19 protein-coding genes are annotated in these 21426 nt (G+C 65.1%); 11 read left to right on the top strand and 8 right to left on the bottom strand.

Annotated elements, in window-relative coordinates; all coding sequences use genetic code 11:
• Window positions 1–4 precede the first annotated feature (4 nt).
• A complete protein-coding gene (locus tag GYH29_RS10335; RefSeq protein ID WP_019104077.1) occupies window positions 5–1024 on the top strand; it encodes a transporter in 1020 nt (339 codons plus the stop codon).
• On the opposite strand, the gene GYH29_RS10330 is transcribed toward GYH29_RS10335, so the two are convergent.
• Complete coding sequence (locus GYH29_RS10330; protein ID WP_019104076.1) at window positions 975–1937, bottom strand: LysR family transcriptional regulator; 963 nt, start codon at window positions 1935–1937, stop codon at window positions 975–977. The two genes, GYH29_RS10335 and GYH29_RS10330, sit on opposite strands and share 50 nt — an antisense overlap.
• A gap of 159 nt (window positions 1938–2096) precedes the next feature.
• Between GYH29_RS10330 and GYH29_RS10325 the strand changes: the two genes are divergently transcribed.
• Entirely contained in the window at window positions 2097–3650 is a 1554-nt protein-coding gene (locus GYH29_RS10325) for an MFS transporter (RefSeq protein WP_161523645.1), read from the top strand.
• A 182-nt stretch (window positions 3651–3832) separates the two neighbouring features.
• On the opposite strand, the gene GYH29_RS10320 is transcribed toward GYH29_RS10325, so the two are convergent.
• The 3 genes from GYH29_RS10320 to GYH29_RS10315 form a co-directional block, all read right to left on the bottom strand.
• Window positions 3833–4321 carry an O-methyltransferase gene (locus GYH29_RS10320; protein ID WP_198001661.1) on the bottom strand — a complete coding sequence of 163 codons (489 nt, stop codon included), beginning with the start codon at window positions 4319–4321 and terminating at the stop codon, window positions 3833–3835.
• Entirely contained in the window at window positions 4243–4464 is a 222-nt protein-coding gene (locus GYH29_RS24660) for a hypothetical protein (protein WP_198001660.1), read from the bottom strand. The genes GYH29_RS10320 and GYH29_RS24660 overlap by 79 nt, the downstream gene beginning before the upstream one ends.
• A 170-nt stretch (window positions 4465–4634) precedes the next feature.
• On the bottom strand, window positions 4635–5573 hold the full coding sequence (locus tag GYH29_RS10315; protein WP_231138196.1) for a LysR family transcriptional regulator: 939 nt from the start codon (window positions 5571–5573) through the stop codon (window positions 4635–4637).
• An 83-nt stretch (window positions 5574–5656) separates the two neighbouring features.
• On the opposite strand from GYH29_RS10315, the gene GYH29_RS10310 reads away from it, so the two are divergent.
• Complete coding sequence (locus GYH29_RS10310; RefSeq protein WP_019104071.1) at window positions 5657–6136, top strand: GNAT family N-acetyltransferase; 480 nt, start codon at window positions 5657–5659, stop codon at window positions 6134–6136.
• A gap of 83 nt (window positions 6137–6219) precedes the next feature.
• Here GYH29_RS10310 and GYH29_RS10305 read toward each other — a convergent pair whose 3' ends face one another.
• From GYH29_RS10305 to GYH29_RS10295, 3 genes are all read right to left on the bottom strand, one after another.
• Window positions 6220–9645, bottom strand: a complete 3426-nt coding sequence (locus tag GYH29_RS10305) for an AAA family ATPase (RefSeq protein WP_161523644.1) — start codon at window positions 9643–9645, stop codon at window positions 6220–6222.
• On the bottom strand, window positions 9642–10862 hold the full coding sequence (gene sbcD / locus GYH29_RS10300; protein WP_161523643.1) for an exonuclease subunit SbcD: 1221 nt from the start codon (window positions 10860–10862) through the stop codon (window positions 9642–9644). The genes GYH29_RS10305 and sbcD overlap by 4 nt, the downstream gene beginning before the upstream one ends.
• Window positions 10863–10935: 73 nt before the next feature.
• Window positions 10936–11409 carry a hypothetical protein gene (locus GYH29_RS10295; RefSeq protein WP_141113088.1) on the bottom strand — a complete coding sequence of 158 codons (474 nt, stop codon included), beginning with the start codon at window positions 11407–11409 and terminating at the stop codon, window positions 10936–10938.
• A 189-nt stretch (window positions 11410–11598) separates the two neighbouring features.
• Here GYH29_RS10295 and GYH29_RS10290 point away from each other — a divergent pair, with 189 nt between their 5' ends.
• On the top strand, window positions 11599–12744 hold the full coding sequence (locus GYH29_RS10290) for an acyl-CoA dehydrogenase family protein (protein ID WP_161523642.1): 1146 nt from the start codon (window positions 11599–11601) through the stop codon (window positions 12742–12744).
• A 481-nt stretch (window positions 12745–13225) separates the two neighbouring features.
• On the opposite strand, the gene GYH29_RS10285 is transcribed toward GYH29_RS10290, so the two are convergent.
• Window positions 13226–14266 carry a histone deacetylase family protein gene (locus tag GYH29_RS10285; protein ID WP_081574106.1) on the bottom strand — a complete coding sequence of 347 codons (1041 nt, stop codon included), beginning with the start codon at window positions 14264–14266 and terminating at the stop codon, window positions 13226–13228.
• A 140-nt stretch (window positions 14267–14406) separates the two neighbouring features.
• Between GYH29_RS10285 and GYH29_RS10280 the strand changes: the two genes are divergently transcribed.
• The 7 genes from GYH29_RS10280 (at window position 14407) to GYH29_RS10250 (ending at window position 21421) form a co-directional block, all read left to right on the top strand.
• The gene (locus tag GYH29_RS10280; RefSeq protein ID WP_161523641.1) at window positions 14407–14880 is read left to right on the top strand and encodes an Lrp/AsnC family transcriptional regulator; all 474 of its coding nucleotides are present in this window, start codon (window positions 14407–14409) and stop codon (window positions 14878–14880) included.
• Between the two features lie 15 nt (window positions 14881–14895).
• Window positions 14896–15570: a glutathione S-transferase family protein gene (locus tag GYH29_RS10275; protein WP_161523640.1), complete on the top strand. Its 675-nt coding sequence runs from the start codon at window positions 14896–14898 to the stop codon at window positions 15568–15570.
• 529 nt (window positions 15571–16099) lie between these two features.
• A complete protein-coding gene (locus GYH29_RS10270) occupies window positions 16100–16471 on the top strand; it encodes a hypothetical protein (protein WP_161523639.1) in 372 nt (123 codons plus the stop codon).
• A gap of 307 nt (window positions 16472–16778) precedes the next feature.
• Window positions 16779–17144 carry a hypothetical protein gene (locus GYH29_RS10265; protein WP_081544693.1) on the top strand — a complete coding sequence of 122 codons (366 nt, stop codon included), beginning with the start codon at window positions 16779–16781 and terminating at the stop codon, window positions 17142–17144.
• 257 nt (window positions 17145–17401) lie between these two features.
• Complete coding sequence (locus tag GYH29_RS10260; protein WP_118267497.1) at window positions 17402–17761, top strand: hypothetical protein; 360 nt, start codon at window positions 17402–17404, stop codon at window positions 17759–17761.
• 257 nt (window positions 17762–18018) lie between these two features.
• The gene (mgtA, locus tag GYH29_RS10255; protein ID WP_081574105.1) at window positions 18019–20775 is read left to right on the top strand and encodes a magnesium-translocating P-type ATPase; all 2757 of its coding nucleotides are present in this window, start codon (window positions 18019–18021) and stop codon (window positions 20773–20775) included.
• Window positions 20776–20896: 121 nt separating this feature from the next.
• A complete protein-coding gene (locus GYH29_RS10250) occupies window positions 20897–21421 on the top strand; it encodes a DUF2165 family protein (protein ID WP_019100428.1) in 525 nt (174 codons plus the stop codon).
• Window positions 21422–21426: the final 5 nt, after the last annotated feature.

The following is a 21426-nucleotide window of genomic DNA, read 5'->3' as shown; positions in this document are numbered from 1 at the left end:
CGCCATGAACCACCCCATCGCACAGCAACAATACGGCTCGGACCAGGCCGGGCTGATCTGCGGTTTTTGTTTTCATCCGGACGGCGCCGGCGCGGAGATTGATTCCGCCCAGGCTCAGGCCTGGCTGCGCGCGCCGCCGGACGGCGACGCCTTTCTGTGGCTGCATTTCAATCTGGCCAATGCCGCCAGCGAGCGCTGGCTGCGCGCGGCCTTGCCGCTGCAGGAGGATTTCTTCGAGGCGCTGCGCGGCGGCTCCAACTCCACCCGCATCGAGTTGCTGGATCAGGCCTTGCTGGCGGTGATCAACGATGTGGCCTTCAGCTTTGGCCTGGCCTCGTCGGACATCGCCACCCTGTGGGCGCATGCGCAGCCGCGGGTGCTGATCACCGCGCGGGTCAAGCCGCTGCACTCGGTGGACCGGCTGCGCGCGGCGGTGCGCGGCGGCGCGGCCTTCCGTTCGCCGGCGGCCTTGCTGGTGCACTTGCTGCAGAACCAGGCTGACGCGCTGGCCGGCATCGTGCGCGCCAGCGGCGCGCAGGTGGATGTGCTGGAGGACAGGCTGCTGGCGCAAAGGCTGGACGATCAGCGCGCGCAGTTGGCGGCGATGCGCCGCTCCTTGGTGCGCTTGCAACGCCTGCTGGCCCCGGAGCCCAGCGCGCTGTTCCGGCTGCTGAACCGGCCACCGGCCTGGCTGGACGCCGCCGACGCGCAGGCGCTGCGCCAGTCTTCGGAGGAGTTCGCGTTGACGCTGAACGACCTGTCAGCGCTGGTGGAGCGCATCAAGCTCTTGCAGGAAGAGCTGGCCGCGCGCCTGAACGAGCAGAGCAACCGCACCCTGTTCACGCTGACCCTGGTCACGGTGCTGGCGTTGCCCATCAATATCGTCGCCGGCTTCTTCGGCATGAACGTGGGCGGCGTGCCGCTGGCCAATCATCCACACGGCTTTTGGGTGCTGGTGCTGCTGGTGGCCAGCTTCAGCCTGCTGGCCGGCTGGTGGGCGTTCCGCCGCCAGCGCGGCGTGTAGGCAACACGACAGCGCCCTCCTCCGGCCGCGCGAACAAGCGCTGGCACAGAAAATCGACGAAGACGCGCAGCTTGGGCGATAGCTGGCGGCTGGATGGCCATACCACGTGAAACAGGCCGGTCTGGTTCAAATAAGGCGCCAATACGGTTTGCAGCCGGCCGGCGGCCAGCGCGTCGCGCACGATGAAGTCCGGCAGATACGCCAGGCCCTGGTCCTGGCTGGCGGCGCAGATCAGCGCCTCGATATTGTTGCAGCTCATGGCGCTGCTGGGCGGCCAGTCCTGGCCGGCCGGCGCGCCGTCCAGCGCCCAGGCTTGCAGCTTGCCGGTGCTGGGGAAGCGGTAGCGCAGGCAGGCGTGCTGGGCCAGGTCCTCCGGGCTTTGCGGCGTGCCGCGCTCGCGCAGATAGCCGGGCGAGCCCACCACCAGCAGGCGGAACGGCCCCAAGGGCCGCGCCATCAGCCGGGAATCCGCCAGCGGGCCGCTGCGCACCACCGCGTCCAGGCCCTCTTCTATCACGTCCACCATGCGATCGGAAAAATCCAGGTCCAGCTCCACTTCCGGATAACGCTGCATGAAGTCCGGCAGGATGGGCAGCAGCATGCGATAGCCTATCACCGGCAGGCTGACCCGCAGCTTGCCGCGCGGCGTGGCGCGACTGAGCGCCAGTTCGGCCTCGGCGTCGTCAATGTCGTCCAGGATGCGGCGGCAGCGTTCGTAGAACAGCTCGCCCTCCGCCGTCAGCCGCACGTGGCGGGTGCTGCGCTGGAACAGCCGCACCCCCAGCTTCTCTTCCAACCGCGCCACGCTCTTGCCCACGGCGGACGAGGACACCCCCAGCGCGCGGCCGGCGCCGACGAAGCTTTGCGCCTCGGCGGCGCGCACAAAGGCGGCCAAGCCGCTCAAACTATCCATGAAACGCCCTTATTGCGGAGTTTTTGTCCGCCTAGTTTGGACGGATAGCCTATTTTTCGTCAATTGCCGCCAAATTATCATGTTTTCGCCCAATGACCATCCGTATCCGCCCGCAAGCAGCGCGCGGGCGCTTGTCCCACTCTTTGAAAAGGCGAACTCATGCAGCTTTCCAAACCGGCGCCCTCCCAAGGCGCCCATCTTCTAACCCTGGCCGCCGTGTGCCTGGCCGCGCTGACCATGCCGCTCAGCTTCACCGGCCCGGCGCTGGCGCTGACGGCGATAGGCCGCGAACTGGGCGGCAGCGCTCAGGCGCTGACCTGGGTCACCAACGCTTTCATGCTCACCTTCGGCGGCAGCCTGATGGCGGCCGGCGCGCTGGCCGATCAATACGGCCGCAAACGGGTGTTTCTGCTTGGCGTCGGTTTGTTCTCGCTGTCCTCGCTGGGCTTGTTCCTGGTGGGCAGCCTGCTATGGCTGGATATATGGCGCGCGGTCCAGGGCCTGGGCGCGGCGCTGTCCTTCGCCAGCGGACTGGCGGCGCTGGCGCAAAGCTTCGCCGGCGCGGCGCGCACGCGCGCCTTCAGCCTGATAGGCACCACCTTCGGCATCGGCCTGGCCTTCGGCCCCTTGCTGTGCGGCCTTCTGATTCAGGCCTTGGGCTGGCGCGCGATTTTCGCGCTGGCCGGCTTGGTGGGGCTGCTCGCCTTGGGGCTGGCCGCTTATTGCATGCGCGAATCGCGCGATCCGCAGGCCACTGGCCTGGACTGGCCGGGCGCGCTCAGCTTCACGCTGGCGCTGAGCCTGCTGACTTACGGCGCGCTGGCCGCGCCGGAGCGGGGCTGGAACAGCCCGCTGGTGATTGGCCTGCTGCTGGGGTCCGCGGCGGCGTTCTGGCTATTCGTGACGCTGGAGCGCCGCGCGGCGCGCCCGATGCTGGACCTGAGCCTGTTCCGTTACCCGCGCTTCGTTGGCGTCCAATGCCTGGCCGCCGCGCCGGCTTACGCCTTTGTGGTGTTGCTGGTGCTGTTGCCGCTGCGCCTGGTGGCCGCGGAGGGCGTTAGCGAGGCGGAGGCCGGCCGGGTGATGCTGGCCTTGTCCGCGCCCATGCTGGCGCTGCCGTTGTGCGCGGCCTGGCTGACGCGCTGGTTTTCTGCCGCGGCTTTGTCCGCCGGCGGCTTGCTGCTGTGCGCGCTGGGGCTGTGGTGGCTGAGCCGTTACCCGCAACTGTCCACGTTGCAGCAGACGCTGTGGCCCTTGCTGCTGATAGGCGTGGGCATCAGTCTGCCCTGGGGCTTGATGGATGGCCTGGCTGTCAGCGTGGTGCCCAAGGAGCGCGCCGGCATGGCCGCCGGGATTTTCAGCACCACGCGGGTGGCGGGCGAAGGCATTGCGCTGGCCCTGGTGGGCGCGCTGCTGGCGGCGCTGCTGCAACAGCGGCTGGCCGCTGTGTCCACGGTGGAGCCGCAGACTCTGGCCGCGGCCGCCAGCCAGGGCGCCTTGGGCAAGCTGTCCGCCGCCGGCGAGCTGTTGCCCGGCCTGTCGCCGGAAACCTTGAGCCTGAGCTACGCAGCCGCTTTCCAGCGGCTGTTGACGGTGCTGTCCGTCCTGACCGTGCTCAGCGCGCTGGTGGTGGCGCTGTTCCTGCGCGGAGCCGGCCAAGCGCAGCCGGAGGAGACCGCCGCGCAACCGGCACTGGATTCCGCCTGCTCTTGAGCAAGGCCGCCGGTTTGCCTTCCCGCGAGCCGGCGCTCAGAACGTGTTTACGATCTTGCGAGCTAAGGTGAGACAAGGCGAAAACCGCTGAGAAAGCGGAGTGTACACACGGTACATGAGCATTTCGAAGGGGTACTCGCCGTGTCACGTCTCACGAGGCGCGGCAGATCGTAAACAGGTTCTCAGGCCATTTCATTGACGATGGCGATGGAAAACCCGTCCCAACCCTTGACGCCTACCGTCTGCAGCGCGGTGGCGGTCAGCCGCGGCTCGGCGCCCATGTCTTCCAGGAAACGGCGTACGCCGCGCACGCTGGGGTCCTGGCTGACCACATTGGCCACCGCGCCGCCGCGCGCCACATTGTCGCCGACGATGGCGGCGCCGGGCCGCGCCAGCTTCAAGGCCCACTCCAGATAAGCCGGATTATTGGGCTTGTCGGCGTCGATGAAGATCAGGTCGAAGGGTTCGCCCCCGGCCAGCAGCGGCAGGCTGTCCAGCGCCGGCCCTTCGCACAGCTCAACCTTCTCCGCCACACCGGCGGCGGCCAGATTAGCCCGCGCGGTGTCCGCATGCGCGGGGTTGGCCTCCAGCGTCACCACCCGGCCGTCGGCCGGCAGCGCCCGCGCCAGCCAGATGGTGCTGTAGCCGCCCAGGGTGCCGATCTCCAGCACCCGCCGCGCCCTTGCAGCGGCGACACGTCCTGCGCCGGCAGGCCGGCGGCGGCGTTGGCCGACAAGGCGCTGTTCAAGGCGCTGTCCTCTACCTGCAGCGCCGCGGTGTAATAGCGGTCCAGGCCGCTCCATTCTGCTTGCATCGGCTTCTCCTCTCGCAGCAGCCCTGGGCGATGGCCCGTCTTGGCCGCGCATGGTTGAAGCCACATGATAAGCACATTGCGGGCTCAAGCAACGCCGAGCCTGTCATTGCGCCCAGGGGGTTTTCCCTCATGGGAAAGGCTATGACCGATATCAAGGCGACGAGGATCGGCTAGTCCTGGAGCAAGGGCGCGCAGGCGCGCAATTGCGCGCGCAGCCAATCATGGGCGGCGCTGCGGCCGTGCCGGGCGTGACTATAGACCTTGAGGGTGTAGGACGGAATATCGAAAGGCGCGGGGTGGACGACGATGGGCGCGGCCTGGCTCAAGGCCTCAGCCGCCAGCCGCGGCAGGGTCATGACCCAGTCTGACTCCGCGATGATGAAAGGCGCAGCCAGCACCGACGGCAGTTGCAGCGCCACGTCGCGGCGCAGGCCCCGCCGCTCCAGCGCCCGATCGATGCCGCCGCGGGTTTCGCCCCACGGCGTCACTACCACGTGGCGCGCCGCCAGGTATTGCTCCAGGCTGAGGCTGCCGCGAATGTCGGGGTGGGCGCGGCTGACGATGGCCACGTAGCGGTCCTCCAGCCAATCGAAGCTTTCGATCCCGGCAGCGGGTTCCGCGATGTCTTCTACATAGCCCAGGGCGAAGTCGATGCGGCCGGCGGCCAGATCCTCGGCGGACTCGCGGCCGCGCGAGTGCACCAGCTTGAATCGCAGCCGCGGCGCGGCCCGCTGCAAACCCGCCAGCAGGCGCGGCATCACCGCGAAGGCGGTGTAGTCGGTCACCGCCATCACGAAGGCGCGCTCGCTGCGTTCCGGCTGAAAACCGCCGGCCTGAGCCAGCCCTTGCGACAGCGTTTCCAGCGCGGCGCTCACCGCGCCGGCCAGCCGCTCGGCGTAGGCCGTGGGCTGCATCGCATTGCCGATGCGGACGAAGAGATCGTCGCCCAAGGCGGCCCGCAGCCGCGCCAGCGCGTGGCTGAACGCGGACGGGCTCATCGCCAGTTCGTCGGCGGCGGCGCTGACCGAGCGCTGGCGCAGCAGCGCGTCGAAGACCAGCAGCAGGTTGAGATCCAAACGGCGCAGATCGGAATGCAAAATGTTCATCATGAATTGAAAACAATGCAGCACATGCATTTTGTCTTGGCCGTAGTATAGCGGCTTATCCGTTCACTACGATTCAGGCCCCGCCCATGTCCATCCACATCCGTCCCGCCCAGGCCCAAGACGCCGGGCTGATTCTGCGCTTTATCAAGGAGCTGGCCGTTTACGAACGCGCCGGCGATCAGGTTGCCGCCACCGAGGCCGGCATCGTCGCCAGTCTGTTTGGCGCGGACAGCCCGGCGCGGGCGTTGATCTGCGAAGTGGACGGCGAGCCGGCCGGCTACGCCGTCTACTTCTTCAGCTACTCCACCTGGCAAGCCAAGAAGGGGCTGTACCTGGAGGATCTGTATATTTCGCCGCTGCAGCGCGGCGGCGGCGCCGGCAAGCTGATGCTGCGCCGCCTGGCACAGCTGGCGGTGGAGCAAGGCTGCGGCCGCTTTGAATGGAGCGTGCTGGACTGGAACCAGCCGGCCATCGATTTCTACCTGTCCATCGGCGCCAAGCCGCAGGCGGAATGGGTGCGCTACCGGATGGACGGCGCGGCCCTCTCCGACTTCGCCGCCGGCTGAATCTGCCCAATAGAACGCCTTTATGCTCTTGCGGGCAAGAGCGAGGCAAGGCGTTCTACGCGAAGCAGACCATGAACGGGTTCTCAGCCGCTTACCGCCAGTACGGAGCAACCGGCGCCGCCCGCGCGGCTGACCCGGATCTGCACCGGGATGCGCTCCTTCAGCGCCTCCACATGGCTGATCACGCCTATGGTCTTGCCGCCGGCGTTGAGCGCGTCCAAGGCGTCCAGCGCCAGTTCCAGCGTTTCGCCGTCCAGGGTGCCGAAGCCTTCGTCCAGAAACAGGGAATCGATCGAGGTTTTGTGACTGGCCAGGTCGGATAGCGCCAGTGCCAGCGCCAGGCTGACCAGGAAGCTTTCCCCGCCGGAGAGGGTACGGGTGTCCCGCGCCACGTCGGCCTGCCAGCTGTCTACAATTTCCAGCTCCAACTCGCCGTCTGCGCGGCGGCGCAGCCAATAGCGGCCGTGCAGCCGGCTCAAATGGCGGTTGGCCAGCGCCACCAGATGCTCCAGCGTCAGCCCCTGGGCGAAGCGGCGGTATTTGTCGCCGGCGGCGGAGCCGATCAAGCCGTTCAGCCGCTGCCAGACATCCGCCTCGTCGCGCAGGCTGTCGATGCGGGCAAACAGCTCTCGCTGGCCGTCGCGGCGCGCGGCATCATTATTCAGCAAGGCGCGCAAGGCCCCGTCCTCGCCGGCCAGGCGTTGCCGCTCGGCGTCCAGCGCCTCCATTCGCTGGCGCAGCTCCGGCTCTGGCTGGTCTGAAACGTTTTCCCGCTCCAGCGTTTCCAACCGTTCCGTTGCCTGCTGCCGCAGCGCCGCAGCGCGCAGCCGCTCCTGTTCCAGTTGTCGGCTCAATGCGCCCAAACGCTCGCGCTCCTCCTCCGGCAAGGCCGCCGCCAGGAAGGCGGCGGCGTCCGCAAACGGGCTGGCGTCCAAGGTCCTGCCCCAAGCCTGCTCCGCCTCCTCCGCGCGTTGCCGTTGGCGCACGGCGTCGCTTTCCATCCGCTCCAGCGCACCCCGGTTCCGGGCCAAGCTCCGCGCCAGCTCCTCGCAATCCGCGACGGCGGCCAGCCAAGCGGCCTCGACGTCGGCATCGTCCGGCAAGGGCGCGCCGTCCGGCAGCTCCAGCTTCCGCCAACGCGCCTCCCAATCCGCAACGCGTTCGCCGGCCAACCGATGCGCGGCGGCCTGGGCCTTCGCGTCTGCCTCCCCTTGCCGGCGTGCCTGCTCCAAATCCTTCCAGGCTTGCCAGTCGGCGGCGCGCTGTTCCAGCCAGCCCGCCTCCCGTCCGGATTCCGGCGCAACAAACCCCGCGGCGGCGATGTCGGCGTCGCGCCCATCGGCCAGTTCCCGCAACTCGGCCTCGCGCTGCGCAAGCTCGCCCCGCAGCGTTTGCAGGCTTTGTTCCAGGTTCTGCAGACCTTGTTGTTGCAACGCCCGCTGCTGGCTCAGCGCCTGGACGGCCTCGCTCTGACGCCGCGCGTCCCCGCGCGCCTGTTCCAGCGCCGCTTCCGCCTGTTCCGCGGCGCGCAGCGCGCTTTCCTGCCGCTGTTGCAGCCGCTCGGCATCCTGGCTGGCTTGTTCCAGCCTGGGCCCGCGCCAGTCCCCGTCCGTCAGCCCCCAGGGCGCGCCCTCGCTCAGCCATTGCTCAGCCAAACGCTCGCGGCGCGCTTGCTCCTGTTCCGTCGATTCATCCAACTGCCGCAGCCGCGCTTTGTCTCGCGCCAGTTGCGCCGCGGCCTGCTGGCCTTGTTCGCGCAGGGCTTCAAGCGTGGCCTCCTTGGCGTTCAGAGCCGCCTCGGCGGCGCCGATGTCCAAGGACTGATAAGCGGCCACCGCTGGGTGCTCGCTGGCGCCGCACAGCGGGCAGGGTTCGCCCGGCCGCAAAGCGGCCCGGTGCTGCTCCAGGCTGAGAATGCGCCGTTCCTGTTCCAGCAACCGCCGTTTGTCCGCCGCTTGCTCCTGCGCCTGTCGATAATCGGCGCGCAGCCGCTGCAAGTCCGCGTCATGGCGGGCATGTTCGGCTTCCAGCGCCGCCCTCTCCTCGCGCCGGCCGGCCAGCCGCGCTTCCAGCGGCTTCAGTTCGGCGGCCAACGTCGCCAGGCCGCGCAAAACCGTGGTTTGCCGCAGCGTGAGCTGCCATTGCTCGCGCCATTCGGCCAGGCTGCGGCCGTCCAGCGCCGCGCGCCCGTTCTCTTCCGCCCGCCGCAGCTGGTCGGCGGCCTCGAGGCCTCGCCGCTCCTGCGCCTCGACTTCCGCGCTCAAGGCCGCCAGGTCCCGCCGCTGACGCAGTGTTTGCGCGTCCAATTCCGCAATGCGCGCGGCGCAGCCGTCGCGCTGTTGGCGCAACCGTTCCTGTTGTTCGAAGCCGGCGCGCCAGCGTTCCAGCAGTTCGCCCAAACGAGCGTGATGCCCCAGACGCCGGGCGGCCGCCTCTTGCTCATCCGCCACGGCCTTGAGCGCGTCCAGACGCGCGCCTTCAGTCCGCTCCAACCGACGGGCCAGGCTCAAGGCTCGCCAGTGGCCGGCCTGCCAGCCCGTGTTCAACGCCGCTTGTTCTTGCCGCAGCGCCTGGCCCTCCGCCTCCAGACGCCGCAGTTCCGCCCGCGCCTGTTCCATTTCGCGCCACTGCGGCTGGATGCGCCGCGCCGGTTCGTCGCCACGCAAACGCGCCAGCTCCGGCTCCGCCTGCGCTTCTCGCTCGCAGGCTTCCCGCCATTCGCCGTCGGCTTTCGCGCTCTGACGCCGCGCCTGCTCAAGAGCTTCGCGCCACTGCCACTGCTTGCGCGCCAATTCCCAATCCGCCTGCGCCTGACGCGAGGCCGCGCCAAGCTCGGCCAGCCTCGCTTCCATTTCCTCACGCTGCTCCGGCGCCAACAGTTCCACCCCGTCGGCGCGCGCCTGCCATTGCTCCAGGGTTTGACGGGCATCGCGGGCGCGTTCAAACACCTGCTGCGAGATCACCCCGTAGATTTCGCTGCCGGTCAGTTCCTCCAGCAATTCGGCCCGCGCATTGGCGTCGGCATTGAGGAAGGCGGCAAAGCCGCCTTGCGCCAACAGCATGGATTTGGTGAAGCGCTCGTAATCCAGCCCGGTGATGGCTTCGATGCGCTTGAGCTTGTCCGCCACCTGGCTGCTGAGGATCTCGCCGTCGGCTTCCGCCAGCTCCACCTTAGGCGCTTGCAGCGCGCCGTCCGGCTTGTCGCGCGCGCGGCGCTGACTCCAGAAGGCGCGGTAACGCCGGCCTTTGACTTCGAACTCCACCTCCGCCAGGCAGTCCGCGGTGTGCCGGCTCATGATGTCGTTGCTGCCCTGGGTCACGGCGTCCAGCCGCGGCGTCTTGTGGTAAAGCGCCAGGCAGATGGCGTCCAGCAATGTGGATTTGCCGGCGCCTGTGGGGCCGGTGATGGCGAACAGCCCGCTGCCGGCGAAGGGTTCGGCGCTGAAGTCCAGCTTCCACTCTCCTTGCAGCGAATTGAGGTTTTTCAGGCGCAGGGTCAAGATTTTCATGCCTGTTCCTCCTGCAGCGAGGCCAGGATTTCGCGGTAGCGCAAGCGCAATTGCTCCTGTAACGGCGGCTCCAGCGTTTCCAGCGCCAGCCGGCGCTCGAACACGTCCAGCGGCGTCAGCTCTGCCAGGGTTTCGCCGGCGGTCGAGACTAGCCCTGAGGCGGACTGCCCGCGCTCGCGCCGCACGCGCAACAGCTCCAGCGGCAGTTCCGCGCACATCGCCTGCGCGCGGGCGGCCAGATCGCTCAGGTAGTCGTCGGCGCTGACCACGACTTCCAGCCACACCGGCCGTTCGGCGGAGCCGGCTTCAGCCGCCTCGGCCAACAACGCCGGCAGCTGGGCCAGGCTGCCGCGCACCGAGTGCAAGGGTTGGAAGCAAGGCACCTCCAGCGGCGTGACGCCGCGCAAGCCCTGGGCGTCCAGCTCCACCAAGAGCACCTCCTTGCCCTGGCCGGCTTCGTCGAAACTCAGCGGGATGGGGGAGCCGCTGTAATGAATGTGTTCGTGGCCGCCCACTTTCTGCGGCCGGTGGATATGGCCGAGGGCGATGTAGTCGGCCGGCGGGAAGGCGTTGCTGGGGAAGGCCTCCAGCGCGCCAACGTAGATCTCGCGAACGGATTCGCTGGCGCTGGCGCCCACCGTGGTCAGATGGCCGCTGGCAATAATGGGTAGCGGCCGGCCCAGCCGCTCGCGCAGGCGGAGCGCCTGCTCGTACACCTGCTGGTAGCGTTCTCGGATGGCGTCCTGCAAGGATTGCTGCTTTTGCTCCGCGCTCTGGCCCGCCTGGCTGCGCAACACGTCGCGCGGGCGGATATAGGGCAGCGCGCACAGCAACGCGCCCGGTTCGCCGTCTCGGCGTTTGAGGATCAACACTTGTTCTGCAGGGTCTTCGCTCAGGGCCGGCACCACGCAAGCGGACAGATAGGACAGCAGCGCGCGGCTTTCCGCCAGCGTGGCCACGGAGTCGTGGTTGCCGCCCAACAGCACCAGTTGCACGCCGGCACGGTGAGCCTGGGCGATCAGGCCGTTGTACAGTTCGCGCGCGTAGCTGGGCGGCGCGCCGGTGTCGAAAATGTCTCCGGCCACCAGCACGGCGTCGGCCTGGTGGCTTTCCGCCTGCTCCAGCAGCCAATGAATGAAGGTCTGATGCTCCGCCAGGCGGGTTTTGCCGATGAAATGCTGGCCCAGGTGCCAGTCCGAGGTGTGGAGGATGCGCATGCCGGCCACTCAATGGAATCAATGCCCGGCAGTTTACCCGCTTGCCGGGCCTCGTCCAGCCCTGGGCCTCGGCTCAGTCGCCCCACTTGAGGCTGAGACCCAGCCCCTGGCAGTTTCTATCGTCCGGCGCGCAATTGCTGTTGCGGGTGTGCAGCTGCAACGCGCTGTCCGCGCACTGCGGCGCATAGGGGTCCTGGTCGCAGTGCTTTGCGCTGCCCATGGGCTGGGGCGGCGCGGAGGCGTAGGCGCGCTCGGCGCCCTTGGGCTGGCAATAGGCATAGCCGGGATGGCTTTGGCAGTCCACCGGCGTCTTGGGCTCTTGCTTGCTGCGCAGCGCTTGGTCCGCCAGCCTGCGGGTTTGTTCGGACGGCGGATAGCTGAAGCGCTTGCTGTCATACCCCTGGCTCCAGCCCGGCGGCGGCTTGGCCGCGGGGCTGGGCGCTTCGGTCGGAGCCGGTTTGAGATTCAGGTCCAGCGCCAGGCTGGGGCCTGCCAGGCCCAGCATGGCCAGCAGCAGACCAAGGGTAAGGGTGGGAGATGCTCTCATTGGAACCTTTCCCCGTTCCGCGATATTGATTTCCCGCGCCATAGGCGCGGCGGGAACGGTGTGAATAAAAACAGGGGACGGGCAAGCAGAATAGAGCCATGAAACGCCGCCAAGTTCCGCCCGAGCGCGCGATCCATACGCACAGACGCCATGCTGTAGGCATGGACAGCGACGGCCATCGCGCCCAGAATGCCGCTGATTCTTCAACTACCCTTGCCCAGCGCCATGCATCAAGCCGAATCCTTAGCCCTGCTTCGCCGCATTGATCAGCGCGTGCGTCAACAGTTGGCGCCGCAGGCGGCCGCCATCGACCAACAAGCGCTCTACCCCCAAGCCATGCTGCGCGGCCTGGGCGAGGACGGCGCCTACGCCGCCCTGTTGCCCGCCGAGCAAGGCGGCAGCGGCCTGGGCCTGGCCACGCTGATGGCCTCAATCTCCGAGGTGGGCGCGGCGTGCGGCAGCACCGCCTTCCTCGCCTGGTGTCAAAGCGCTTGCGTCTACTTGCTGCGCCATGCCGCGCCGCGGGAGGAGTTGAGCGCGACGCTGTCCGAGCTGGCCGCCGGCCGCCGGCTGGGCGGCCCCGGCCTGTCCAACGCCATCAAACACCTTGCCGGCCTGGAAGCTATGCGCTTGCGCGCCGAGCTCTGCCCCCAGGGTTATCGGATCAGCGGAGAACTGCCGTGGGTGTCCAACCTAGGCGCCGGCCATCTGTTCGTCGCGGCGGCAAGCTGCTCCGACGGCGGCAAACTGGTTTTCCTCGCAGACTGCGATGCCCCAGGGGTACGGTTGAACGCCGGCCCGCCAATCGCCGGCATGAACGGCACCCGCACCTTGTGCGTGAAACTGGATCAGGTATTGGTTCCTTCGGAACGCGTACTGGCAGAACCGGCGGCCTTCGTCGGCTTCATCCGCCGCGTGCGCCCCGGCTTCGTACTGGCTCAAGCGGCGGTAGGCCTGGGCATCGTGCAGGGTTGTCTGGACGACATCCAGGCCGCCAACCTACGCGACGGCGAGCAAAACCGCTGGTTGGATCATTCTTATGAGGATTTGGCGGCGGAACTGGCCGCGCTGTGGCGCGAGGCAAAAACGCTGGCGCCGCTGGCGGAGGCGGGCCAGGCCGCTCCGCCGCGGGTGTTGCGGCTGCGCGCCGAGGTTAGCGAACTGTGCCTGCGCGCGGCGATGTCGGCCCAACTGCACGCCGGCGCCGCCGGCTACTTGCTGTCGAGCCCGGCGCAACGCCGTCTGCGCGAGGCGAGCTTCATCGCCATCGTGACGCCTACGCTGAAGCAGCTGCGCCGCGAGATTCACCACGCGGAACAGCCGCAGCCGGCTTAAAGCCTAATTTACAGTCTGCTGCGCATCGACGGCGCAGGCTTTGCTCGCAAGATGCTGGGCAGGTGCTTAGAACGTGTTTACGCTCTCGAGTGGTACATGAGCATTTCGAAACCGGTTTCAACGCCGCAGCGCAGCAGATAGTAAACAGGTTCTTAGTGGCGCAGGTAAGCAAACAGCGCCACCAATGCGATACAAGCGATCAGCGCCGCATGCAGCAAGACTTCCTCTTGCCGGGCGCTGAGCCGCCATTTGGCCTGGCGCTTGGCGCCCGCCAAGGATATATGAGGCGAAAAATGCTGATAAAACGCGTTGGGACTTCGATCCGCGGAGTCGGAATGACCGCTTTTCATGAGAAATAACTCTGAAGTTGTCGGGTGTAAGCAATTTTACACCCGACACTCTATGCTTTTTACATTTTTTTCACAAGCTCGGCTTGCCGACAGCCCGTCCAGCGCTTTATTCGCAGCCGGACTGACCCAGGTCAAACGCCAACACCGCCCGCCAGGAAGCCCGTCAGCACATTCACCGCGTTGACGCCGATGTCGTCCACCATATAGCCCCCCTCCATCACAAACAAGGTCGGCAAACCCAGTTCGGCTATGCGCGCCCCCAAACGCAGGAAGTCCTCGCTCTCCAGACGGAACTGACTGATCGGATCATCCTTGAAGGTGTCCACGCCCAGCGAGACCACCAGCGCATCCGGCGCATAGGCGGCTATCCGACCGCAAGCATGGTTCAAGGCTTCGCTGTAGGCCGGCCAACCGGTGCCATGCGGCAGCGGGTAATTGTGATTGAAGCCCAGGCCGGAACCCGCCCCGGTTTCGTCGCGATGGCCGGAAAAATACGGATAGGAATATTTGGGATCGCCGTGCAGGGATAGGAACATTACGTCGTCGCGCTGGTAGAAAATGCTCTGCCCGCCGTTGCCGTGATGGTAATCCACATCCAGCAAAGCCACCTTGCCGGCGCCGCCGTCCAGGCAGGACTGCGCGGCGATCGCCGCATTGTTCAGATAGCAATAGCCGCCCATATACTCGGCCGCCGCGTGGTGGCCGGGCGGCCTGCACAAGGCGAAGGCGCTTCTCTCGCCTGCCAGTAAAGCATCCATTCCGGTCAAGGCCACGTCGGCGCTGGCGCGCGCCGCTTTCCAGGTTCCCGCGGTGATCGCCACCCCGGCGTCCATCGCGTAAAAACCCAATTTGCCGTCGATAAATTCCGGCTCGATATCGCCGCGCAGATCGCGCACCGGCCAAATCAACGGCAGCGCGTCATGGCTGCGCCCGCTTGCTGTCCACTCATCCCAGGCCCGCTCCAAAAAACGAACGTAGCGCGGGCTGTGAACCCGGGCGTAGCGCGCGCTGTCGTATTCGCCCGGCGCGGCCACCGGGCCCAACCCAGTCGCCCTCACGCGCGCCAAGATAGTGTCCGCCCGCCCCGGTTGCTCAAAACAAGGCATCAACACCCCATCCTTCAACTCGCAACCGTGATGCAGATGGTGCGCGTCACTGTAAATTGTCAGCATCGTCAGCCCTCCTTTGCTTGCTTTTCGAATAAATAAGGGAAGACCCAGTATGCGCCGCGGCCACTGGAATAGTTTTGCTTTTACGCCGCCTTAGGCGCTAATCTGGAGCAAGAAATCAACGATATTGGCGACAATTAAGCATGAACAGACTCAGAAATTCACTAGATGAAACGGATCTAACTCTTCTAAGGCTATTGCAACAGGATGGCGCCATGTCCAATCCCAAGCTGGCCGAGCGGCTATCCCTCAGCGTAACTCCGTGCTGGCGCCGCCTGAAACGGCTGGAGGAAGCCGGCTACATCAAGGACTATCAGGCCAATCTGGACCGCCGCAAACTGGGCTACGACGTACTGGCCTTCGTCCGGCTCAGCTTCGGGGAACACGCCGATGATGCCCCTAACCGCTTTGAAGATCAGATGCGAGAGCGCCCGGAAGTGCTGTCCTGCCACAAAATCACCGGCGACGCCGACTACCTGCTGCAAGTAGTCGCGCCCAATCTGGATGCGTACAGCGACTTCATCGAGACCGTGTTGCGCCGCACGCCGGGCCTGCTCTCCATCCATTCCAGCCTGGCGCTGCGCGAAGTCAAGGCCGGCAGCCGGCTCCCCATCTAAAGGCAGAACCCGCCCATGATTACTGTTCATCACTTGAATAACTCCCGCTCGCAACGCGTGCTCTGGCTGCTGGAGGAGCTGAATCTTCACTACCAAATTCAACACTACCAGCGCGATCCGCACACCCTGCTTGCTCCGCCGGAACTCAAGGCGATACATCCGCTGGGCAAGTCTCCGGTGATCAGCGACGGCGAACTGACTTTGGCCGAGTCCGGCGCCATCGTCGAATATCTGGTGGACACCTACGGCTCCGGCCGACTCAAACCCGCCTCAGCCGCGCCGGAACACAGCGATTACCTGTTTTGGCTGCACCACGCCGAAGGTTCGCTGATGCCGCCGCTAGTGATGAGCCTGGTGTTCTCGCGCTTGGACCAGCCGCCGGTGCCTTGGCTGCTGCGACCGTTGGCGCGCAAACTGGCAGACGGCGTCCGCCGCGCTTATTTGAAGCCTCAATTGGATGCGCTGTTGAGTCATGCCGACCGCAGCCTGGCTCGCAGCGGCTGGTTTGCCGGCCCCGTCTTCAGCGCCGCCGACATCCAAATGAGTTTTCCGCTGGAGGCGGCGCGCGCGCGCGGCCTCCTCAATCAAGAGCATCCGCATGCGCTGGACTTCCTCCAACGCATCCACGCCCGCCCGGCTTACCAAATCGCGCTGGAAAAAGGCGGACCTTACGCTTACGGCGCCGATTGAAGGCGTGATATTAATTAACATCAAAGCCAGAGAATATCTCCAACATGGGCCAGCTTGCTCAAGACAATGCAGCCGGCGTTTTCATTTCCCTCCATGCTCACGGCTTATTTAGTGTTGCGGCGCACACAAAAATGTAAAAAAGTCTGATTAAGGATTGCCTATCCTCTCAAAGCCCCCTATAATCCGGGCATCTCAAATACTGCAAAGGTTCATCGTGGACAACGACGGAAGTAGTCGATCTTGTATCGCAACGCCGTCTTGCAGGATTTAGCAGAACCTTTTCTCTGCCACATCCTGCAATGACAGGGTGTGGTGTCTAAAAATTCGGCAACAACGCACATCAGCGGCGCTCCTATTGCGCAGTCCAGTGCGTGTCGGAACCCAGGCCAAACGGCCTCCTATTTCAGACATCCCCAGATTCGCGCCGCACGGGCGGTTTGCCGCCTCATTGCGCACGGATTCCCTTTGACGGCGCTTGCCTTCGGATCTTCGTCGCGTCCTCCTTGCATCGCCAACGGGAGGAATCATCATGCGCTTGATCACCAAACTGGCAGCCTTGCTGCGCCCAGGCAAAACCACTGCCCCGGCCGCCGTTTACCAGTTGAACATTTTTTGCGTCCATGCGGACCTGACCATGCTGCGCGTGCAAGCCGCCAAACAGCTGCACGCCCGCGGCCTGGAGGTAGAACGCATCGCCCTGACCGCCGGCGACAACGACCTGGCCTGTTTGAGCGTGCTGTTCGCTTGTCCCGACGTGGCCAGCCGTTGTCTGAATCAGCTCGCCGCGCATTTTTGCCAGCTGCCGCAGGTGAACCGTGTTCACTGGGCGCGCCACGCACAGCGCCCGCGCGTGCCCAATCGCACCTTTTTGCTGGCCCAACGGGCCCACTTGGCGCACTGACCCGCCCTAATTCTTCTAAGTTCTTTCCGGGCGCGGACAAATCCGCGCGCATCCTTGAAACGCAAACGCTGCCAACCAGCAGGAGGTTCTGATGTTGATTGAAGACCCTGAACCGCGACCGCGCCGGCCTTTGGCGTATTGCTGATCTGAGCCTCTCCCTTATTGCGACAGCGGGACCGGCCAATTAGCCGCCGCCGACCATCGCAATCGACCACTAAATATATTTTCATTTCTGCGTCTATAAAACACAGAAAGGGAATAATGCTGTCTGTCGCATTTTCAAAATGAAAATGAGGGAGTGAGAAATATGCGCCATAACAAACTGGCTTGGTTATTTAATTATCTCGCGCGCACCCCAAGCAAACGCCAAGACGAAACTAGCTGCCATCTGAATGTGACTTGCGACATTCCGGTGATTACCGCGCTGCGCAAGCAATTATTCTGGGAAATGCACACCCTGGGCCTGGCGGCGACCCACGTCACCATCACGCCCGCCTCCGCCGCCGGACAAGCCTGCCTGAGCGTACGGCTGGATTGCCCGGTAGCCCTGCGCCGCGCCTTCAATGAAATGGCGTTGCGCCTGAGCAAAATGCCGGAAATCCATCGCGTGCGCTGGGGCCGCCGCAAGCCGGAGACGCGGGCGACGCCCCGTCGCTGGGCGGCCAGCGCCTGAACATTCGATCAATGCCCGCCGCGCTGTTGCGCGCTGTTCAACCCTCTTCGCCAAGAAAGGCCAGCCATGTCTGAAGAACCGGAACCCCGATCTTGCAGACCCGAGGCCGCCCGCACCGCCTGATCTCCCCCGCCTGACGGCGGCGAGATAGGCTCGCGCGCCTCGCCACCGTCAAACACAACCCTGTCATTAGCATGCCGTAAGGCAGGGGCCGGCACGTCCAGACGCGACGAAAGCCGGATCGCAAGGAGATCGCCATGAACGACATCATCCGCCACAACATCCGGCCGCAGCGTTATCAATTGTCGGTCATCTGCCCCACGCAAGCGGTCAAGGCCGCCCGCAGGGAAATCCGTGCCGCCGCACAGGGGCACGGACTGAAAGTGTCCAGCTGGAACGAAACCCTGCTGGTTGGCGAGTGCCAGCCCTCCGGCGCGCCCGCCAACTGGATGCTGGCCACGGAGTTCCGCTCCCGCGGCGACGCCTCCATGCACTTTCTCGAGGCCATCATGCAAAGGCTAGGCAATCTGCCGCTGGCCCGGGTCCGGTTGGACATTTTGCCCGGTCAGGTCCGGCCAGAGTGGTCCGCCGGGGTCCGCCCTCTGGCTCAATCCTGATTCATCGTCCCGCGCCGGCCTCCGCTCATCCGCGGCGGCGCGGGATTTTCAAGCTCCCATTTCTCACAAGGAAACACCATGACTGACGACAGTTACCCGCGACCGCCCGCCCTGCACACACAGACAACAACGCAGGCGGGCGCCAACCTCCAACCCAGAACACCCGCAACCCCCCCCGTGCTGCGTCCGCCAGATATCCGGCCGGCCTAAACAGCCCTAGCCGCACTGCGCGGGACACACGCGCAGGAGACGAAACAATGACGAAACACACTAGCAGCCGACACAAGCTGAAAGGCTATGTCGCTACCCCTAGCGCAAAACAGGAAAAACCGGTCATCCGCGCGGTACAGGAAGCCGACAGCTCCGTAGAAGAAACCCTGCAACGCGTACGCGGTCACCAAGACGGCCTGACCATGGCGGAGGCGCATCAGCGCTACGCTCAGTTCGGCCCCAACGAAGTGGCTCACGACAAGGCGCCGCATCCGCTGATTCAACTGGCGCAAGCCTTCAAGAACCCCTTTGTCGTCGTCCTGATGGTGCTTGCCGCCATCAGCTATTTCACCGATGTCTATTTCGCCACCCCAGGCGACGAAGAGTGGACCGGCATCATCATCTTGCTAACCATGGTGGGCATCAGCGGCCTGCTGCGGTTCTGGCAGGAATTCCGCTCCGCCAAAGCGGCGGAAAAGCTCAAATCGCTGGTGCGCAACACCGCCACCGTACAGCGCCGCCCGGCTAACGGCAGCAGCCCCATTCGCCAGGAAATCGCGATGAGCGAACTGGTGGTCGGCGACATCGTCCACCTGCAAGCCGGCGACATGATCCCCGCCGACATCAAGTTGCTGGAGTCCCGCGACTTGTTCATCAGCCAGGCAGTGCTGACCGGCGAGGCGCTGCCGGTGGAAAAGTACGACACCCTGGGCTCGGTGGCGGAGAAGTCGGCCAACGGGCAAGCCAACGGCGATACGGACCTGCTAGACCTGCCCAATATCTGCTTCATGGGCACCAACGTGGTCAGCGGCAAAGCCTCCGCTCTTGTGGTGGCCACCGGCACCGACACCTATTTCGGCTCGCTGGCCCGCAGCGTAGTCAGCCGCAAGCGCGTGGAAACCAGCTTCGACCGTGGCGTCAGCAGCGTATCCTGGTTGCTGATCCGCTTCATGCTGGTGATGGTGCCCGTGGTGTTCATGATCAACGGCTTGACCAAGGGCGACTGGATGTCCGCCCTTACCTTCGCGCTGGCGGTGGCCGTGGGCCTGACCCCGGAAATGCTGCCCATGATCGTGTCCGCCAACCTGGCCAAGGGCGCGGTGGCGATGGCGCGGCGCAAGGTTGTGGTCAAACGCCTGAACTCGGTGCAGAACTTCGGCGCGATGGACGTGCTGTGCACCGATAAAACCGGCACCCTGACCCAGGACAAGATCATCCTGGAACACCATTACAATATCCATGGGCTCAAAGACGAGGGCGTGCTGCAACTGGCTTGGCTCAACAGCTTCCACCAGAGCGGCATGAAGAACCTGATGGATATTGCCGTGGTGGAACACGCAGATGAACTGGGCAACCGCGTCAAGCCCAGCGGCTACAGCAAGGTGGACGAAATGCCGTTCGATTTCGTGCGTCGCCGGCTGTCGGTGATCGTGGAAAACCAGCGCGGCCGCCAGTTGATGATTTCCAAGGGCGCGGTGGAAGAAATGCTGGCCGTCTCCAGCCATGTTCAGGACGGCGAACTGATAAAGCCGCTGACCGCCGAGGAGCGCGCCGCCCTGCTCAAACGCAGCCAGGATTACAACGCCGAGGGCTATCGCGTGTTGCTGGTCGCCACCCGCGACATTCCGGCCGAAGAAGCCAAGCGCAACTACAAAACCAATGACGAGGCCCAATTGGTGGTGCGCGGCTTCCTAACCTTCCTCGATCCGCCGAAGGACTCCGCGGCTCCGGCCATCCGCGCGCTGAAGGAATACGGCGTGGCGGTCAAAGTTCTGACCGGCGACAACCCCATCATCACCGCCAAAGTGTGCCGCGACGTCGGCCTCAGCCCCGGCGTCCCCTTGATCGGCAAAGACATCGAGGCTATGGACGACGTGGCTCTGTGCAGCGCGGTCAAGCACACCACCATCTTCGCCAAGCTGACCCCGCTGCAAAAATCCCGCGTGGTCAAAGCCCTGCAGGCCAACGGCCACACCGTGGGCTTCCTGGGCGACGGCATCAACGATGCTCCGGCGCTGCGCGACGCCGACGTCGGCATCTCGGTGGACAGCGGCGCGGACATCGCCAAGGAAACCGCGGACATCATCCTGCTGGAAAAGAGCCTGATGGTTCTGGAAGAAGGCGTGATCAAGGGCCGGGAAACCTTCGGCAATATTCTCAAGTACCTGAACATGACCGCCAGCTCCAACTTCGGCAACGTATTCTCGGTACTGGTGGCCTCGGCCTGGCTGCCGTGGGAGCCGATGCTGGCGATGCATCTCTTGATTCAGAACCTGATCTACGACGTATCGCAGATGGTTCTACCCTGGGACAAAATGGATCCTGAGTTCCTGAAAAAACCACGCAAGTGGGAAGCCAGCAACATCAAGCGCTTCATGCTGTGGCTGGGGCCCACCTCCTCTGTGTTCGACATCACCACCTACACTCTGATGTGGACGGTGTTCGGCGCCGGCGCGGCCTACTACGCCGGCCTGGCCCACGGCGTCAGCGACGGCGGCGCCAGCATCATGCACTCCGGCTGGTTCATCGAGGGCCTGGTGTCGCAAACCCTGGTGGTGCACATGTTGCGCACGCGCAAGATCCCCTTCCTGCAAAGCACCGCCTCGCTGCCGGTCCTGCTGTCCACCTCGGTGGCCATCGCCATAGGTTGCTACCTGCCGTTCTCGTCGCTGGCGGAGAGCATTGGCTTCATCAAGCTGGACACCAGCTACTTCTGGTGGTTGCTGGCAACCATGATGGGTTATATGACGCTGACCCAAATCGTTAAAACCATTTACATCAAACGCTACGGCCGCTGGTTCTAAGCAGCTCGATCCCGTAACTCCAGCCCCGCTCTCGCGGGGCTTTTTTACGCCGTCGCCGGTCATTCCCAGCGTCTCTCCGCACTGGCACAATCCCCCCACACCCCCACCATAAGGAAACTCCATGCGCCTACCTTCTCTGCGCCGTGCCCAGCAGTGCTTTAAATGCCTGCTCGCGCTTTCCATCGCCCTGTTCGGTCTGCTGGCCGCAAGCGGCAACATTCTGGACTACGACAGCAACTGGCAGTTCGTCCGCCACGTGCTGGCCATGGACAGCATGGAACCCTGGTTTAACGGCCAAGCACTGAAAGGCCGCGCCATCACTCACCCCGGCTGGCAGCAAGCCGCCTACCTGGCCATCATCGCCGGCGAACTGGCCTTCGGCTTGATCTGCGCCTGGGGCGGCGGCGCCATGCTGCGCGGCGCGCTCTGCGGACGCGAGGAAGCTTATCTGCGAGGCAAGACGCTGTTCACACTGGGCTGCATTCCGGCGCTGCTGGTCTGGTACACCGGTTTTGCGGTGATAGGCGGCGAATACTTCGCCATGTGGGCCAGCCAATGGAACGGCCAAATGAAGGCTTACGCCTTCATCGGCTTCATCCTGCTAAGCCTGGCCTACCTGTCGCAGCCGGAAGCCGCTGAGCGCTAGCCCTC

Source organism: Chromobacterium haemolyticum (assembly GCF_009936155.1).
Taxonomy (GTDB): domain Bacteria; phylum Pseudomonadota; class Gammaproteobacteria; order Burkholderiales; family Chromobacteriaceae; genus Chromobacterium; species Chromobacterium haemolyticum.
The sequence above is the reverse complement of the archived record's forward strand: the minus strand, read 5'-3'. Positions and strand labels throughout refer to the sequence as shown.